Genomic DNA, 20,460 nt, shown 5'->3' with positions numbered 1-20,460 from the left:
TGTCGGAAAAGTTCGAAGAACTTTTCCGACACCACACAATAAAAAGATGTTTGAGCACCGCAGGTGCGAAAACTCATGCACAGAGATTATGGAGAGCATGGGAGTCCGACACACTCTTAGGGAAAAGTATTCGGCTTTCCCAACCAGGAAAACGTTCAGACAACACTTGATGAGTAGCAAGATACATGAAGCAGAAGAAAAGCTGCTTTCTTGAACCTGGTAGAGAGCAGTTTTTGTCCTCGTCTTATGTAGAAAAGGAGCCTAAACGCTCCCTGTTTCTGTTTCAGCCCTGGCTTGTGATTCTGGCAGATAGCGCTCTGCCCGTCCCAGAGGTGTATAGAAGAAGAGAAAGGCGATCAGCGCCATAAGTCCACCGGAGACAGCGAAGAGCAGCACGACATTATGAGTCCAGTCAACAACAAAACCGCTCATGACCGAACCCAATGGAATAGCCGACCAGGCTAGTACGCTAGCGATACTTCGCACACGCCCAAGCATATGGTTAGGGACAATGGCCTGACGCAGGCTACTGGTATTAATATTGAAAAGGATACCAAGTCCCTGGGTACATCCCCAGACAACCAGGGCAAGCCAGTACCAGGGAAGAAAAGCTAATGTAAAAATGAGAAGCCCTTTGAGAAGGAGAGAGCCCAGGGCTACGGTGCTAAAGGACCAGAGTTTGCGTAATGGTCCGGCGGTGAGTGCGAGTACGACAACGCCCAGACTACTTGCGGTATAGAAAAGCGTAACCTGAAAATCATTAGTATGAAGATGCACCTTGGCAAATAGAACGAGTTGCGAAACGCTCGCAACCGTCGCTAAATTAATGATTGCTGTCATGAGCGAAATACTCAACAGAACAGGCTGATTGATGACATAGCGCAATCCTTCAATGATATCTTGACCAATATGCATACTGTGTGTTTTTCCGGGGGCGTTGAAGCTGCGACGAATCAGGAGGAGAGAGGCAGCAGAGAGAAGAAATGACAGTGCGTCAAACGTGAATAGCCAGGTTATGGGGAGTGTTGTTAACAGGATGCCAGCGAGCAAAGGGCCGAGGACCTCTGCGCTCGAATAGCTGGCCTGGATTCGTCCATTGGCCGTCACCAGATTTTGTTGATCGACCAGACTAGGAATGGCAGTGAACTGCCCGGTTTCGAAGCAAATAGTGAGTGTTGAGTGGACGAAGCCGACGAGATAGATCCACCAGACACTCAGCCAACCTAGAAGAGCAAAAAGCGGAATGATGACAATAACCGCCGCACGTGCCAGGTCAGCCAGAACCATCAAGCGCTTGCGATTACTCCGATCGGTCCAAGCACCCAGAAGCAAACCAAAGAGTAGATAGGGCAAAGACTCGGCTGCAGTTGCAATGCCCAGATTTACCGAAGAATGGGTGAGATTGTAGACTAGCAAGGGAAGCGCGAACGTTGTAATTGAGCCACCGAGATTCGAGATTGTCTGGCCGGTCCAATATTTCCAAAAATCCATATTGATGCGTGTATTCTTTGCAGAACTGTCTGCTACCTGTATCTCTCCACTCTCATCCATGAGAAAATTCCTTCCTGCGACAGGTTTGCTTCTAAATTCGATCAGAGGTGGGTAGCCATAAACGTGTTGTGAGCATGAAATATAGTAGATAGTGCGTGTGTAGGACATCATGCTATGCACTCGTCAATTTTTAATGTGAATTGTACACCTTACTAGACTCTATTGCAACCGTTACTGATCCAATAAGCAAAAACCTTTGACATTACGTTGGAATTGTTTCGACGCGAAGCCTTTATGAACCGGAAAGAGCTACCTGTGAACCTTGAGACTCCTTTAAATGGTGGACCCCTTCTACTTTTTGGACCTCTCACCTCTGATAGAGCCTTTGAAAATCGTCCTCTTGACAATCGCTGTGCTACTTCTTATAATTAGCTAGGAAGGAAGCATTTTATATTTCACCTATTACTTAGATATATCAATATTTCTGAGATATATCAATATTCCTGGGGTCAATAGAAGTAGAAAGTGATAAAGTAAAAAATGCAAAAGAGCTGAGCCTGCGGCAAGCATTAAACGAGGGCATCAAAAAGAGCTAGGATGCTGGTAGGCGCTATCATATCTCTCAACAATTGGCACATCGGGAAAGAATCGTACTGGCAGCAGTAGAGAGGGAAAAACACACTGGTTGCCAGAGCCCTAGAATGAGCGTAAGTACGGTTTCTATCTAGCACGGATGTTGGATCGTTGGATCATTTTGTTGTCCACTCTCCTGACAAAGTAGCTAGTCTCCAAACGACTAGTGAAAGTTCCCCTCCCAGGGGAATGTCCGTTGCTGATTCTTGTTGAGTAACAAGATATCATGTTGTTTGCTCTACAAAAGACCTTGAATAGTACTTAACTCACGAACGAGCGAGGTAAATCCTCATATTGACTGTTCCTCTGCATAATATCTGCATAATATCTGCATAATATAGGAACTTCGACCTTGTCGACGATGCATGAAGGGATATATTACGCTTTGATGGATGATTGTGGGTCTAAGCCTGTAAATAATCTTTCTACACTGGTAGATGTGTTATACTACCGATCTCAATATCAGCCAGATCGTACTGCTTATACTTTTTTAGTAGATGGTGAGTTCTCAGAGCTGCATCTCACGTATGCTGAATTAGGTTTGCGCGTACGAACACTTGCTGCCACTCTACAGCGCCTGGATTCTCCAGGGAACCGTGTGTTGCTCTTATATCCTCCCGGTCTTGAGTTTATCGTCGCCTTTTTGAGTTGTCTTGCTACCAGATTCATTGCTGTGCCTGCCTATCCAATTCATGGGACTCGTCATGGACGTGCGCTGTCTCACATTCGTGCTATTGTTCGTGATGCCAGCCCATCGTTGGTGCTTACTACTTCGACAATGCTCTCCCAGCTCAAGAAAGTCTTTGAGCAAGATACAACATTTTTGCAGGCACTGCGTATATTTCCCACTGACACTTCTGCGGCTGATTCTGCAGAAACATGGCAGGCCAGCCCCCACGATGCGAATACGCTTGCCTTCCTCCAATATACATCGGGTTCGACTGGAACGCCAAAAGGGGTGATGGTGAGTCATGCCAATCTCATGCACAACCTGTCCCACATTCAGAGATGTTTTCAGACCACACCTGAAAGTCAAGGTGTCATCTGGTTGCCGCCGTACCATGATATGGGGTTGATAGGCGGAATATTAGAACCTTTATATGTCGGATTTCCGGTTACCCTTTTAGCGCCTGCCGCTTTTCTTCAAAGACCTTTCCGTTGGCTTCAGGCCATTTCACGCTATCGTGCAACGATTAGTGGAGGCCCGAACTTTGCCTACGATCTCTGCGTACAGAAAGTTGCACCTGAGCAGCGTGCATCCCTCGATCTGAGTAGCTGGAAACTAGCGTTTAATGGAGCTGAGCCTGTTCAGGCTGAGACGTTGGATCGCTTCGCTACAACATTTGCATTCTGTGGCTTTCATCGCACGGCTTTTTATCCTTGTTATGGACTTGCTGAAGCAACGTTAATTGCAGCTGGTGGCAATACAGAAACTCCGCCGGTCATCCGTTCTTCTGGTCAGACTCAATTCTTGACAGGTGGCCATGATGACCTGCCAGCAAGTACAGAGGATAAAGGACATAGACCTCTCGTTGGGTGTGGACAACCCTTACAAGATCAACGGCTTGTCATCGTTCACCCTGATTCTCACGTTGCTTGTCAGCCAGGTCAGGTAGGTGAAATTTGGATTGCAGGGCAGAGTGTCACACAGGGTTATTGGAACCGTGAAGAGGAATCGAGACAAACATTTCATGCTTATCTGGCTGACAACGCTCATGAAACCTTTTTGCGAACGAGCGACCTGGGTTTTTTTCAGGATGGTGAGTTGTTTGTGACAGGACGTCTAAAAGACCTGATCATCATTCGTGGGCGCAATCATTATCCGCAAGACATTGAAGCAACGGTAGAACGGAGCCATCCAGCGTTGCGGCGCAGTAGCTGTGCTGCCTTTACAATTCACGTTGGTAGCGGCGCGTGTCTGGTGATTGTTGCTGAGGCGGAGCGTCAATACCGCCATGCTGATCGTGCCGAAGTGATAGGAAGCATACGCGAAGCCGTTGCAGACCAGCACGAACTCCATGTGTATGCTGTATTACTTCTCAAACCTGGAGGAATCCCCAGGACGTCGAGCGGAAAAATTCAACGATACCTATGCCGAACGTTCTTTCTCAACGGTGAACTGGATGTTCTGGAGAGAAGCATTTTGGATCAGACAAAAGCGGACGAGAGCAAGGTTGATGTGAGCCGTGAGATGCTCATGGCAAGTAATAGGAGTGTGCGTCAGGAGTATCTAGAGAGATATCTCCAACAACAGATCAGCAGTCTCGTCGGTATTGCGGCAACCCAGGTAGATTGTCAACAACCTTTCAGTCAATTTGGGTTAGATTCGCTGATGGCTTTCGAGCTCAGTAATCGCATTGAAACTGATCTCCAGGTAGAGATACCTATGACATTGCTACTGCAGGGCCTAAGTGTCCATCAACTTGTCATGCACATCCTAGAGCAACTGAATGCAGAAACAGGAGAATCAATACCGCATATCTTGCCTTCTCAACCGATGCAGCATGCTCCCCTTTCCTTTGCCCAGGAACGGCTCTGGTTTCTAGATCAGTTCAGCCCCAGAAGCGCTGCCTATTCAGTTCCGGCTGCGGTACGTATGAAAGGGGTGTGCCATAGAGCGGCATTTCAGCAAAGTCTGAATGAAATTATTCGACGACATGACATCTTGAGGACAACCTATGCGATACAGGAAAGCCAGCTGTACCAGATTGTCTTACCCTCTCTCTCGTTACCTCTCCCCATTATAGATCTCCGTCATCTTGCTCCCAGTGTACGCGAAACAGAAGTGATGCGCCTCTTGAAAGAGGAGACCGCGCGTCCTTTCGACCTTGCAAAAGGACCGTTGATTCGAGCGGTGCTTTTTCAGCTGGATGACGAGGAACATATTTTGCTTATTCTCTTGCACCACATTATTACCGATGGTTGGTCGATGGGGGTCTTAGTCCGAGAACTGGGAGTGCTCTATGAAGCACATGTAACGGACCAACCGCCAAAGCTCTCAGCACCTCCTATCCAATATACAGATTATGTCATCTGGCAACGCAAGTGGTTACAGAACCAGGCATTAGAACGTCAGGTTACTTTCTGGGTGGAACAACTCTCTGGTGCACCACTTGTACTGGAGTTACCTGCTGATCGCCCTCGGCCGCCACTTCAGACGTTTCGTGGTGCTACCCTGTCCTTTACTTTGCCAGATCAACTGCTTCAGGCATATAAAGCGTTTTGCCGTGATGAAGGGATAACGCTCTTCATGGCCCTGCTGTCTGCTTTTGCGACTGTGCTTTTTCGCTATACCGGGCAAACGAACGTCATCGTAGGTACACCTATTGCCAACCGGACGCGTCCTGAGCTACAGGATCTGATAGGTTGTTTCGTGAACACGTTAGCTTTACGAATCGATTTCTCAGGAAATCCTATATATCGTGATTTATTGAGACGTGTACAAAAAGTTGCGTTAAACGCATATATGCATCAAAATGTGCCTTTTGAAAAAGTGGTAGAAGCCATGCAGCCCACGCGCGATTTAGGACGTACCCCTCTTGTACAAGTAATGTTTGTTTTGCAGAAATCTTTGATACCGGACTTAGCTCTGACTGGTCTTACCTTGCATCCACTGGTTGTTGATAGCGGAAGCGCCAGATTTGATCTCACACTGACCCTGGAAGAAAGGGATCGAGGTCTGATAGGGAGCGTCGAATTTAACACCGATATATTTGAGGCCAGCACCATACAACGTATGGTAGGCCATTTGCAACGCGTGTTTGAGTGTCTGGTCGCTGATCCCGAGCAGCATCTTACTACACTGACACTCTTGACGGAAGAAGAGCGCCAACAGCGACTCCTGTGGAATGCAACAGATGTTTTCTATAGCGATGGCGACATGTGTCTGCACCAGGTGTTTGAGCGTCAGGTGATGGAAACTCCTGCGGCGATAGCTGTAACCTTTGAGGATGAGTTGTTAACATATGCCGAACTGAATAGTCGGGCAAATCAATTGGCACATTATCTGCAAAAATCGGGAGTAGGGCTGGAAACATTTGTGGGTATATATATGGAACGCTCACTTGAAATGGTCATAGGGCTATTGGGTGTGCTTAAGGCGGGTGGCGCATATGTACCACTTGCACCTTCCTATCCTACGGAGCGACTCACCTTTATGCTTTCAGATGCCTCCATTGCTCTTCTTTTAACACAAGCGCGTCTGCTGAATACGCTCCCTCTCTCTGGACTTCCCATCGTGTGCGTAGATAGTGAATGGGGTATGATTGCCCAACAGAGTGTTGAGAATTCTGTGAACAAGACCACAACTATGAATCTGGCCTATGTGATCTACACATCCGGTTCAACGGGTGTGCCTAAAGGCGTTATGAACACGCATGGTGGCATCCAAAACCGTTTACAATGGATGCAGCAGGCGTATCATCTTGATACAACCGATCGTGTGTTGCAAAAAACGCCTTTTAGCTTTGATGTATCTGTCTGGGAGTTCTTTTGGCCGCTCCTCACTGGTGCTTCGCTCGTGTTAGCACGGCCAGAAGGCCATCGAGAGAGTTCGTATCTTCTTCATCTCATCCAGGAGCAGCACATCACGACGCTTCATTTTGTCCCTTCGATGCTTCAAATCTTTTTGAAAGAAGAAGATGTCCCGAACTGCAAGAGTATTCGCCGTGTTTTTTGTAGTGGTGAAGCGTTATCTGTCAGAGTGCAAGAACAGTTTTTTGCTCAGCTGGATGCGGATCTCTACAATCTCTATGGTCCTACTGAAGCGGCTGTTGATGTCACATCCTGGACCTGTCTGAGAACCCCTGATCAGCAGAGGGTTCCTATTGGCTACCCCATTGCAAACATCCAGATCTATGTGCTTGATGTTCACCTTCAACCTGTACCCGTTGGTGTGTTGGGTGAGCTTCACATTGGAGGTATTGGTATCGCTCGTGGGTATCATAATCGTCCCGATTTGACTGCGGATAAGTTCGTTCCCGACCCTTTCAGCGCGGAGCCTGGAGCTCGTTTGTATAAGACCGGAGACATCGTACGCTATTTGCCGGATGGTGCCATTGAGTTTCTGGGAAGGTCCGATGATCAAGTAAAAGTCCGTGGTTTTCGTATTGAGCTTGGTGAGATTGAATCTACACTCCTGAGGCATGCTGGAGTGCAGGAGACATCTGTACTGGTTCATGAGGATATGCCAGGAGAGAGATATGTGATAGCCTATGTTGTTCCTGTTCAGGGGGCTACTCCCACCGTTAGTGAGTTACGCAGCTTTTTACAGAGAAAGTTGCCCGAGTACTGCATGCCCTCAATAATTACATTTATCGATGCTTTGCCTTTGACCCCTAGTGGCAAAGTAAATCGTCTGGCACTACCTCGGCCAGAACGTCGTGACCAACGTACAGATATGTTATTTGTCGCACCTCAGACTCAATTAGAACAAACTATTGCGAGGGTGTGGCAAGAAGTATTGCATCTGGATAGTATGGGCAGAAACGATAACTTTTTTGATCTTGGTGGTCACTCATTACTCATCATAGAGGTCCAGAGAAAACTCCATAAGGAACTGAGGAAGGAAATAGCCCTGGTAGAGTTATTCCGCTATCCAACCATATTCTTGCTTGCCCGGTATTTGAGTCAGAGCCAGGATGAGCAGCCCCAGTTGAAGCAAAGTATTACCAGAGCAGAAGCACGGAAAAGCGCCATTGTGCGGCTTCGAGACAAGGCTCGCACAATGAAGAGATAAGGACAGAAGTAGGATGATGAATAGAGATACGGCTGACCAGTTGTACAATATCGCTGTTGTTGGAATGGCATGCCGTTTTCCTGGAGCACATGACGTTGATGCGTTCTGGAACAACCTACGAGAAGGTAGAGAGTCAATTACCAACTTTTCTGCTGAAGATCTCAAAGCCGCAGGTATGGATCCCGCAGTCTTGCACAACCCTCACTATATTGGCGCGGAAGCATTGCTGGAAGAGGCAGATTGTTTTGATGCTGATTTTTTTGGTTATACACCTCGGGAGGCAGCGCTCATAGATCCTCAACATCGCATCTTTTTAGAGTGTGCCTGGGAGGCACTGGAAAATGCGGGATACAATTCAGAACCCTATGATGGATCTATTGCTGTGTATGCAGGTTCCAATCTCAATAGTTATCTCTTATTTCATCTTCTTCCGAATGATCGTTTGCTCAAGTCTATGGGAGATTTCCAGACGAAGATCGCCAGTGACAAAGATTTTCTGGCAACGCGCGTATCGTACAAACTGAATCTCAAAGGGCCATCGCTCACGATCCAGACTGCGTGTTCAACGTCACTTGTTGCAGTGCATCAAGCCTGTCAGAGTTTGTTGCATCATGAATGTGATATGGCATTAGCTGGAGGCGTTTCGATCGGTGTTCCCTCAAGAAGAGGCTACGTGTATCGAGAAGGCATGATTTTCTCGCCCGATGGTCACTGTCGAGCTTTTGATGCGCAAGCCCAGGGGACGGTGGTAGGCGAAGGTGCGGGTATCGTTGTGCTAAAAAGGCTCGCCGATGCGCTTGCAGATGGAGATTATATCCACGCTGTCATCAAAGGGTCTGCCATCAATAATGATGGGGCGGTGAAAGTTGGTTATACCGCTCCGGGTGTACAAGGGCAAGCGCAAGTGATAGCAGAGGCGCTCGATATGTCTGGCGTTGAGGCGGAGTCAATTACCTATATTGAAGCCCATGGAACGGGAACGCCCATGGGTGATCCCGTTGAAATTGCTGCACTTACCCAGGCGTTTCGTACGCAGACAGACGCAAATGGATTTTGTGCGATTGGGTCAGTCAAGACCAATATTGGTCACCTGGACGCCGCAGCTGGGGTGGCAGGGCTTATCAAGACGATTCAGGCCCTCAAGCATAAAGAGTTGCCACCGAGTCTGCACTATACTCAACCAAATCCTTCTATTGATTTTGCTCACAGCCCCTTCTATGTCAATGCCAAACTTTCCGCCTGGAATCCCTCTAGCTTTCCGCGCCGTGCAGGAGTGAGCTCATTTGGTATCGGTGGAACGAATGCGCATATTATCCTGGAGGAAGCTCCAACATTTGAGGCAACGAGTTCGTCAAGACCCTGGCAGTTGTTGCTCCTTTCCGCTAAAACGCAGAAGGCTCTCAAGGGAGTTGCAACGAATCTAGCTATGTATGTACAACACCACGCGGAGATTCCTCTGGCTGATATTGCTTATACTCTCCAGGTGGGGCGTAAAACATTTGATCATTGCTCTCTACTGGTTTGCAAGAATCATGATGAGGCAGTAACTGCGTTGGAACAAATTGATACAGAGCATGGGTTAAATCCGGTAAAGCACATTCAGGATCGGCCCGTTGTTTTTCTGTTTCCTGGTCAAGGTGCTCAATATGTCAATATGACACGGGAGTTGTACCAGCACGAAAACGTATTTCGTGAGTATATAGATCAGTGTTCCACATTGTTGATTCCTCATCTGGGAACCGATATACGGACGATTCTGTATCCTGACCCCGATCAGACTGAGATGGCAGAAGAGCAGTTACGTCAGACATTTTTTACTCAACCTGTCCTTTTTTCTCTTGAATACGCGCTGGCACAATTGTGGATGGACTGGGGGGTGCAACCACGAGCAATGATTGGTCATAGCATCGGCGAATATGTGGCGGCCTGCCTGGCGGGAGTCTTTACGCTAGAGGATGCTTTAGCTCTTGTTGCTATCCGTAGCCGCATGATGCAGGCTTTACCAGGCGGCGCGATGCTGGCGGCGTCTCTTTCGGAGGACGATATTCAGCCGTATCTGGGTCAGGATCTCTCCCTGGCGGCGGTGAATGGACAGACGCAAAGCGTCGTTTCGGGTTCTGCTCAGGCAGTTGACGAATTGCATCACCGTCTTGTGGCACAGGGTATCACAAGTCACCGTTTGAGGACTTCCCATGCCTTCCATTCGGCGATGACCGAAGTGATTGTTGAACCATTTGCCAGACATGTCGAGCGGTTCCCTCGACAGCGACCTCGTATACCCTACATATCAAATCTTACGGGTACCTGGATTACTGCTGAGGAGGCGATCGATCCAGTTTACTGGGCCAGGCATCTTCGCCAACCTGTCCGTTTTGCTCAGGGAATTCATGAACTGCTCAAAGAGCCGGAACAGGTGTTTCTTGAAATTGGCCCAGGTCGTACATTAAGTCATCTGGTGAGAGAGTATGGAGATCACCAAGCAGAGCAGGTAATATTGACCTCTCTCCCATCATCACAGGAGAAATTGGCAGAGAGTGTATCGCTGCTCAAAGCTGTAGGGCAGCTCTGGCAGGCGGGTGTGCAGATCGATTGGGAACGTTTCCATGGTTCTCAACGGTACCGTGTTCCTTTGCCCACCTATCCCTTTGAGCGCCAACGCCACTGGGTTGACGCACCGGCACCTGGATATGAGAATAAGCAGGCGTATGGTTCATCTCTTCAAAAATCTGAGGTCGAAGAATGGTTTTATGTGCCGATATGGCAGCAGTCGCTGCCTCTTCAGATCGCGCAGACCCGTCCTGATCGGCTATGGCACTGGCTGGTGTTTGTTGATGACTATGGGTGGGGAGCTCAACTTGTCGATCGGCTCAGAGCTAGCAACCAGTCGGTGATTACAGTGGTTATGAGGGACCGCTTAGCACAACTCGACGAGAGCACTTACTGTATTGATCCTGGTCAGCCCAATGACTATCATACATTGCTCGGTGAACTGTCTGTTCATCAGGTAATACCAGAGATTATTGTTCATTGCTGGAGCATAACACCTGCCAATCGGCAGCCATTGAATATAGATGCTTTTCAGGCAGCACAAAATCAAGGTTTTTACAGTCTTCTCTGGTTTATGCAAGCCATCAGCCAGCAGAATATCACTACACCGCTTGAAATAACAGTGATTGCCAACGGCATACAGAATGTTATGGGAGATGAGCAACTCTCTCCAGAGAAAGCGACCATTATAGGATCGTGTAAAGTCTTCCAGCAAGAATATAGAAATGTACGATGCCGTAATATTGATATTGTGCTTCCCGAAAAAGGAACCGTGCAGGCCAGGACATTGCTGGATCAGTTGATAAAGGAGCTGTTTGTCCCATTGTCAGAGGTTGTTGCGTATCGAGGCAAGCAGCGTTGGGTACAGAGCTTTACCAGGCTTCCATCGATTGAGACATCGAGGGATGCACGACTCCGCAAGGATGGAGTTTACCTGATAACTGGTGGCCTGGGGTATATAGGTCTGACGCTTGCCAGATATCTGGCTCAAAGGACACAGACAAAGCTTATTCTCGTAGGACGCTCCCAACTGCCTCCAGAGGAGGACTGGGAACAATGGCTGGAAACGCATCAGGCTCAGGATTCCTATAGTCGGAAGATACAGGCTATCCGGGCACTCAGAAATACCGGTGTGCATGTTGTGCATTATAGTGCGGATGTCGGAAATCTGGAGCAAATGCAGGAGGTTGTGCGGCTTACCCTGGAGCAATTTGGAGCCCTTCATGGAGTCATTCATGCCGCTGGACCTGATAAAAACACAGCATTTAGATATGTGCGGGATACCGATTGGCATCAATACGACTTGCTGGTGCAAGCGAAAGTACGCGGTACTTATGTGCTCGGGCAGGTATTGCAAGGGATACCGCTTGATTTTTGTATTGTGCTTTCCTCTCTGGCATCAGTGTTAGGAGGATTAGGTCTTCTCTCCTATACTGCAGTTAATACGTTTATGGATGCATTTGTTCTCCATCAGAATCAAACGCAAAAAGCGGTCTGGATGAGTCTCAATCTGGATAATTGGGAGCCCGAGGATGCGAAGACACTTTCCGTACCGGTTGGATCTGATGTACATTCGTTGGCTTTGACGGTGGCGGAGGGGATGAGTGTTTTTGATCGTGTACTTCATCTCGGACACATTGATCAGATTATCGTATCAACTGGAGATCTGCAGGCGAGAATCGATCAATGGATTACCTTTAAATCCAGGGACGAACGTGATAGATCTTCGCAGAATGCATCATTTGCTTTATCCGAAGAACCAGTGCAGGTACAAACGAGAGCTGATGCTCCCCGCAATGAACTGGAAGAGGGTGTAGTCCGGATCTGGCAAGAGGTGTTAGGTATCAAGCGTATTGGCATCTATGACAATTTCTTCGAATTAGGTGGACACTCTCTATTAGCAACCGAAATGGTATTCAGGATACGTACAGACTTTCAAGCGGATGTCGCACTGCGCAGTCTGTCCGAAACGCCAACGATTGCCGGGATGGCGGCTGCCATTGCTGAGCATAAAAGCGCACATCAACCAGAATCTCTTGCTCAATATGCAAAAATCGTACCAGATCCAGATATGCGCTATCTTCCATTTCCTCTGACCGATATGCAGCAAGCATATTGGATCGGACGCAGCGGGACATTCGATCTGGGTAATGTCTCGATTCATTTGTATGTCGAGATCGAAAGCCTCACGTTGGATCTCGGTCACTTTAATCAGGTATGGCAACATCTGATCGAACGACATGATATGCTTCGAGCAATTGTCCTGTCTGATGGTCAGCAGCAGATCCTGAGACATGTACCGTTCTATCATATCAAAAGCATAGATTTACGTGGACATCCAGCTCAGGTTGTCGAATCTGAATTAGCTGCCATTCGTGCTCACTTATCCCACCAGGTTCTTCCCCTTGAGATGTGGCCACCTTTTACGATCCATGCCATCCAGCTTGACAATCAGCGTATTCGTTTATGCATGAGCATTGATGGCCTGTTTGCGGATGGTCGCAGTTATTATATTCTCTTCCAACAACTCGTCCAGCTCTACTGGAATCCTGATCTTGTTCTTGCGCCTCTGACCCTTTCATTTCGGGATTATGTACTGACTATGAGCGAGTTTCAGCATTCAGCCATCTATCAGCGCTCTCTCGACTACTGGCGGGGCCGTCTTGTGTCTCTTCCACCAGCGCCGCAGCTTCCATTAAACACGAGACCAGATTCTCTGGCTCAATCGCACTTCATACGTAAGAGCCTCAGACTGGATGCGCAAACGTGGCAGCGCTTGAAGACTCGGGCTGGACAGATGGGACTGACCCCCACGGCGCTTTTTCTCGCTGCGTACGCTGAAATACTCACGTACTGGAGTAAGGAACCTGCTTTCACTATCAATGTTCCTCGTTTTAATCGGCTGCCTTTGCATCCTGAAGTCAATGACATCCTTGGTGAGTTTGCATCCTTTACCCTGCTGGAAGTAGACAATTCGCAACGCGAATCTTTTGCTGTTCGGTCTCAGCGACTTCAAAAGCAACTCTGGCAAGATTTAGAGCATGGTTATGTGAGTGGTGTACGAGTGTTAAGAGAACTGGCAAGGCACCAAGGAACGAGTGGCATAACGATGCCTGTCGTCTTCACCAGTTTCTTGAATCTGAATTCTGCCACCGAAGACAACCATCTTCCTTTTGATAAGTTGGGCGAAGTTGTCTATGCCATTGCTCAGACGCCTCAGGTATGGCTGGATTGTGTCGTTGAGGAGGAAGCTGGAACGCTTGTGTGTCGATGGGATGCGGTCGAGGAGCTTTTCCCTGCCGGTCTAATTGATGATATGTTTGAAAATTATGGATGCCTTCTCCATAACTTAGCGACGGTAGAAGTGAGTTGGCATGAGGTTAGCAAGCAGTTACCATTTCCTGAGCAGATTATTCGGCGTGCAGCTCACAATGCAACTGAGGCCAACTACTCAATAGATCGTTGCTTGCATACTCTCTTTGAGATGCAGGCCATACATTCCCCTGATAGTGTAGCCGTAAGCTTTGAGGAAACGGCACTGACCTATGAAGAACTGGATCAACGGGCAAATCAACTTGCCCACTACTTGCAAGATCAAGGCGTTGGGCCAGATACACATGTCGGGGTGTTCCTTGAGCGTTCTGTACATATGATCATTGCCTTATTGGGCGTTTTGAAGGCTGGCGGGACCTATGTGCCGCTTGATCCATCCTATCCTCAAGAGAGAATTGCCTTTATACTGGAGGATGCTCAGGTTGTTGCAATACTGACACAAGAGTACTTGCTCTCCAAACTGCCTCAGCAAAGCGCAACGGCCATCTGTCTGAGTGCCATTGCGTCCAAGATGAACACCTATCCTGCAGCTCATCTATATGTTTCAATCAGTCCTGAGAATCTTGCCTACGTGATCTATACATCTGGCTCAACCGGAAGGCCCAAAGGCGCAATGAACACACATGCAGGCGTGTGTAATCGCTTGCTCTGGATGCAAGATGCCTATCAGTTAACGTCCAGTGACCGCGTCTTACAAAAAACACCTTTCAGCTTTGATGTATCCGTCTGGGAGTTTTTCTGGCCGCTTCTTACTGGAGCCTGCCTGGTTATTGCGAAGCCCGAGGGACATCGTGATAATGCTTATTTGAGAATGCTCATTACGGAGCAGAGTATAACAACGCTCCACTTTGTCCCCTCCATGCTTCAGGCATTTTTGAATGAGCCATTGCGCTCAAGTTGCCAGAGTGTACGGCGGGTTATATCTAGCGGTGAGGCTCTCTCTGCTGATATACAGAAGCAATTTTTCGCGTGCCTCAATGCAGAATTGCATAACCTGTATGGGCCAACAGAAGCTGCTATTGATGTAACCTATTGGATGTGTCAATGTGATAGCCAGACGGCAAACGTACCAATTGGAAAGCCCATCGCCAACATGCAGGTCTATCTTTTGGATCGGCACATGGATCCTGTTCCTACCTGGGTTCCTGGAGAACTTTATATTGGCGGAGTTGGTCTGGCGCGTGGTTATCAGAATCTCCCAGGGCTCACCGCCGAGAAATTTATCCCAGATCCTTTTAGCACAAAGCCAGGAGCGCGGCTGTACCAGACGGGTGATCTTGCGCGCTATTTGCCCGACGGCTCTATTGAATATCTGGGGCGCATCGACCACCAGGTGAAGATTCGTGGTTTTCGTATTGAGCCAGGAGAGATCGAAGCTGTCTTACAAGAGCATGCCGCGCTACAGGATGTCGTTGTCGTCACCAGAGAGGATGCCACAGGTAGCCCGCAGTTAATCGCCTATGTTGTGCCACAGGAAGGTCAGGTTCCGACATTTGACGAACTCTCTACAACTGTCAGAGCGTATCTACCTGAGTACATGCTCCCTTCGATGTTTATGATATTGGATGCCTTACCCTTGACCTCCAATGGTAAAGTGGATCGCCGAGCGCTTCCCGATGTTACCAGCAAGCTCCCTGACGTAGCCGAGAGCTATGTTGCTCCTCGTACCGTGGTCGAGGAAGAGGTTGCAAAAATCTGGGCAGATATTCTGGGAGTAGATCAGATTGGAATTTACGATAACTTTTTTGCTCTAGGTGGTCACTCACTTCACCTTATTCAGATACGGTCGCGTTTGCAGCAAACATTTCAAATAGAACTCTCGATGCAGAGCCTTGTTGAGATCAGAAATGTCATAGATCTGACACATCTGCTTGCCAGACAAGAAGCTGAGCCTGGACAAATCGAGCGAGTTGCTCAGATAGTGAAGCGCATTCGAGAGATGTCTGATCAAGAGAAGAGAGCATTGTTGCAGGAGAAGCGACAAGGGCGAGATCGTGTTGATACAGTCAATGCTTCCAATGCAACAGGCTTTTCCTCCGAAGACCTGGAACTTCTGGCCTATCTTCTTGATGAAGAGGGCATCGAACGTCATCAACGTCCGGCTATTACTCCTCAACCACGCCATGATAGTTTGCCTCTTTCATTTGCTCAGGAGCAGATGTGGTTGCTTGATCAGCTTGATCCTGGTAACTCCGTGTATATTGTACCTTTCGCCTTTCGTTTGACCGGGGTACTTCAGGTGTCTGCCCTGGAGCAGAGCCTGAATGAGATTGTACGCCGACACGAAATACTCAGAACAACATTTCCAGCGCGGGAAGGACGTGTTGTCCAACTCATCTCTTCGCCCTCACCGATGCCTCTGAAACGCGTAAATTTTGAGCATATACCTGATGCTGAGCAAGAAGCCAGAGTTACACAGTACGTACAGGAGGAGATGCAACGTCCCTTTGATTTTGCTCATGGACCACTCTTGCGTGCGAACCTTATTCGTTTACATGAGCAAGACCACATCTTTGTAATCATCGCGCATCATATTATCTCGGATGCCTGGTCTCTTGGAATATTTGTCCATGAGATTGTCACCCTCTATCCCGCATTTTCTCGTATGGAATCTCTCCCGTTGCCACCATTGCCGCTACAGTATGCAGACTATGCTATCTGGCAGCGTTCCTGGTGGCAGGGAGATGTACGGCAAGCGGAACTTACATACTGGAAGGAACAACTTGCAGGTGCTCCGCCTGTCCTGATGTTGCCTACAGATCATTCTCGTCCAGCCGTGCAAACGTCTCATGGAGCGACATCGAGCTTTACGTTGCCACTTGCCCTCTTGAATGCCCTGAGGACCCTGAGCCAGCAGGAAGGGGTCACCATGTTTATGACGCTGCTGGCCGCTTTTCAGGCGTTGTTGTTTCGCTATACCGGGCAGGATGACATTGTCATTGGTTCTCCCATCTCCAACCGTGATCTTGTAGAGATTGAGCCGCTCATCGGCGTATTTATTAATACGCTTGTTTTCCGTACAAGTCTGGCTGGGAATCCAACGTTTCAGCAATTGCTACATCGTGTGAAAAAGGTTGCCTCAGGAGCGTATGCCCATCAGCATATGCCGTTTGAACAGTTGGTGGAAGAACTTGAAGTCGAGCGTGATCCTGGCCGAACTCCGCTGATTCAGGCGATGTTTGTTCACCAGAGTGCACCATTTGAGTCATTTACCCTTCCTGAATTAGTATTGCATCCTTTCACGGTGAACTCTGGAACTGCAAAATTTGATCTCACCCTCTACTTGGAAGAGAGTACCCAGGGCTTGAATGGATCAGTGGAATATAATACTGATCTGTTTGAGGCAACGACTATTACACGTTTGATCAGTCACCTGAGTACGCTACTGACAAATATCGTCGCGACTCCCCAGCGGCAGATCTCAGATTTGTCAGTGTTGACACAAGCGGAACTACATCAGATGCTTCGCGAGTGGAATAACACCGGCGAGACTCATTCCGGGGGCACTGTTATTCATGAGTTATTTGAACGTCAGGTTGAGCGCACACCGCATGCTCTGGCCGTAACTTTTGGAGATGATCAACTCACTTACCTAGAGTTGAATCAGCGTGCCAATCAGCTAGCGCACTATCTGCAGAGATTAGGCGTGGGACCAGAGGTGCTTGTTGGTATCTGTATGTCACGCTCGCTGGATCTGATGGTGAGTATTCTGGGCGTTTTAAAGGCAGGAGGAGCCTATGTGCCTCTAGATCTAGCCTATCCTTCAGAACGTCTGACATTCATGCTGGAACATTCGCAGGCAGCAGTCTTATTGACGCAGCAGCAAATCGAAAAGTTCTCGGTGCCCGGTTTACGTATGATCTGTCTGAATGACATTCAGGACAAGCTTGCCAGGGAGAGTGAAAACAATCCGGTAAGTGGGGTGATGGCGGGGAATCTGGCCTATGTGATTTATACGTCGGGATCTACTGGAAAGCCTAAGGGAACGATGATTCCACATGGGGGCCTTGTCAATTATCTCACCTGGTGTGTAGCCACGTATGACGTAGCACAAGGTCAAGGTGCTCCTGTGCATTCCTCAATAGGATTTGATCTGACCATCACAAGTCTCTTCTCTCCTTTGATTGCAGGGAAAAGCGTCGTGCTCCTCTCGGAGGAACCAGGAGGCGAGGCATTACGTCGAGCATTATGCGCACGAAAAGATTTCAGCCTGGTCAAAGTTACCCCGGCGCATCTTGAGATACTGACACAGCAGTTGAGCGTGGAGCAAGCGCAAGAAAGTACGAGGGCCCTCATTATTGGAGGCGAAGCCCTGCATGGAGAGGATCTGGTGTTTTGGCAAAATGATCTGCCAGACGTAAGACTCATCAACGAATATGGACCGACAGAGACTGTTGTAGGATGTTGCGTCTACGAGGTATCTGCCAGAGTGCGCATATCGGGGGCCGTTCCAATTGGTCGTCCGATTGCCAATACTCAGATCTATCTGTTTGATCAGTACTTGCAGCCAGTTCCTATTGGCGTATATGGAGAACTCTATATTGGTGGAGCCGGAGTCGCTCGTGGTTATCTGAATGCACCAGATCTGACTGCTGACAGGTTCATTCCTCATCCTTTCGGTGATGTGGCCGGAGCACGCCTCTATCGAACGGGAGACCTGGCGTGCTACCGCCCAGATGGCAATATTGAGTTCCTGGGTCGTATTGATCATCAGGTCAAGCTGCGTGGTTTCCGCATCGAATTGGATGAGATCGAGGCTGTGTTGAGCCAGCATCCTGACCTTGTTGGGGCAGTTGCGGTTGTTCGAGAGGATCGGCCAGATGATAAACGGCTGGTGGCATACGTAGCGGTCAGGCAAGGAGCAACTCCATCGGTTGATGGCCTACGACAGTTCCTCGCAGAACGGCTGCCTGATTATATGTTGCCATCGACATTTGTGTTACTTGACACTTTTCCTCTTACATCTCATGGCAAGGTTGATCGAGTTGCTCTGCCTCTCCCTGATGGGGCACGGCCTGTTTTAGAAAATGAGTTTATCCTTCCGCGTACATCTATCGAACAGGCATTAGTTGGTATCTGGAAAGAGATACTCGGTGTTGATCAGGTAGGCGTTAATGATAATTTCTTCTCACTGGGAGGAGATTCTATTCTCTGTATTCAAATTGCTGCGCACGCTGCACAAGCTGGATTGTACTTTAATCCCAGACAACTGTTCCAATACCCAACGATTGCGACATTGTCCGAGGTTGTGACAACGACGCCACAGAACAACGGAGCTGAGCAAGGATTAGTAACAGGACAGGTTCCTCTTACACCTGTTCAGATCTGGTTCTTTGAGCAAAACCTCTCAGTACCAGATCACTGGAATCAGTCCGTTCTCCTGCAAGTACTCCAACCTCTTGAGACTGATCTCTTAGAGCAAGCGGTAGCTTATCTCTTAGAGCATCATGATGCTTTACGTATGCGCTTTACCCACACACCGTCAGGTTGGCAGGCGATGATTAACGGTCTTGATAAGAAGACGATACCTTTCTCCTCTGTAGATCTAGCAGATTGCCCAGAGGAGAAGCAACGGGAAGAACTTGAAAGGATAGCGACAGAGGTTCAGGGCAGCTTGAATCTGCTGTATGGTCCGCTTCTCCGTGTAGTTCTGATCAAGTTCGCTTCCGGACAACCGAGCCGACTGTTGATCGTCATCCATCATCTCGTTATTGATGGCCTCTCCTGGCGTATTCTGCTTGAAGACTTACATACGGCATATATCCGACTCGCCCATGGGGATGCAGTGCAATTACCACCCAAGACGACATCCTTCAAAGCATGGGCTGAAAAGTTGGAAGCATATGCACAGACCTCCATTCCGGATGCGGAGAAAACGTATTGGCTCGATACCAGATATCAGAAAGCCATGCCCTTGCCTGTAGATAATCAAGCTGGTCGTAACATTACAGCAACAGCCCATACGATTTCTCTCATCCTTGACGCAGAAGAAACAAACGCATTGCTGCACAAAATACCGCAAAAATCACATGGTATACAAATAGATATCGTATTGCTCACCGCACTCTTACAAGGGTTTGCGCAATGGACAGGGCAGCAAGCGTTGTTGATAGATCTGGAGGGTCATGGACGTGAAGAGATTCTATCAGGAGTAGATTTATCACGTGCTGTCGGTTGGTTCACCACTCATTTCCCGATCTGTTTTGAGATGGTGAAAGGCCAAAGTCCCCAGGAACAGCTTCAAATGGTCAAAGAGGTCTTACAAAGCATTCCGAATCGTGGAATTGGTTATGGTTTGCTCCGCTACCTGCATCAAGACGAACGTGTGCTTTCTCAACTCAAAGCATATCCACAGCCACAGATCTGCTTTAATTACCTGGGTCAATTTGATCATATCTTGCCCAGCTCGCCGCTCTTCCAACTGGCTCAGGAATATAGTGGCGAGACCCAGCATCATGCAAGCTCTCGGCCATATCTGTTCGAAATGAATGCCAGCATCATTGGGGGACAACTCCGCTGCGACTGGACATATAGCACAGAAATCTACCAGCAGGAGACTGTCACTCAACTGACATCAGCATTTCTCACGGCATTACGCGCGCTGATCGACCTCTGCCTGACCAATAGTGGAGACTATACACCAGCCGATTTTCCTGCCGCACGCCTGGGGCAAAAAGAACTCAACAAATTTCTCAGTAAACTCAGCAAAAGAGGGTAGT

The 20,460-nt window shown here is 48.4% G+C and carries 3 protein-coding genes; 2 read left to right on the top strand and 1 reads right to left on the bottom strand.

Going from position 1 to position 20,460, the window contains the following annotated elements; genetic code table 11:
- Positions 1-261: 261 nt before the first annotated feature.
- Positions 262-1,551 (bottom strand): MFS transporter, encoded by a 1,290-nt coding sequence (locus F1593_RS18035; protein WP_172632223.1) that lies wholly within the window; start codon positions 1,549-1,551, stop codon positions 262-264.
- Positions 1,552-2,485: 934 nt separating this feature from the next.
- Here F1593_RS18035 and F1593_RS18030 point away from each other — a divergent pair.
- Positions 2,486-7,861 carry a non-ribosomal peptide synthetase gene (locus F1593_RS18030; protein ID WP_235932617.1) on the top strand — a complete coding sequence of 1,792 codons (5,376 nt, stop codon included), beginning with the start codon at positions 2,486-2,488 and terminating at the stop codon, positions 7,859-7,861.
- 13 nt (positions 7,862-7,874) lie between these two features.
- Entirely contained in the window at positions 7,875-20,459 is a 12,585-nt protein-coding gene (locus F1593_RS18025) for a non-ribosomal peptide synthetase/type I polyketide synthase (RefSeq protein WP_149402958.1), read from the top strand.
- The last annotated feature ends 1 nt before the right edge of the window (position 20,460 follow it).

The organism is Dictyobacter arantiisoli, assembly GCF_008326305.1.
Classification (GTDB): domain Bacteria; phylum Chloroflexota; class Ktedonobacteria; order Ktedonobacterales; family Ktedonobacteraceae; genus Dictyobacter; species Dictyobacter arantiisoli.
This window is presented reverse-complemented; position numbering and strand designations above follow the sequence as displayed.

What these genes read in the sequence shown, in the direction of transcription:
- F1593_RS18035 (WP_172632223.1), bottom strand. Translation starts at nt 1,551, where the DNA reads ATGGATGAGAGTGGAGAGATACAGGTAGCAGACAGTTCTGCAAAGAAT.
- F1593_RS18030 (WP_235932617.1), top strand. Translation starts at nt 2,486, where the DNA reads ATGCATGAAGGGATATATTACGCTTTGATGGATGATTGTGGGTCTAAG.
- F1593_RS18025 (WP_149402958.1), top strand. Translation starts at nt 7,875, where the DNA reads ATGATGAATAGAGATACGGCTGACCAGTTGTACAATATCGCTGTTGTT.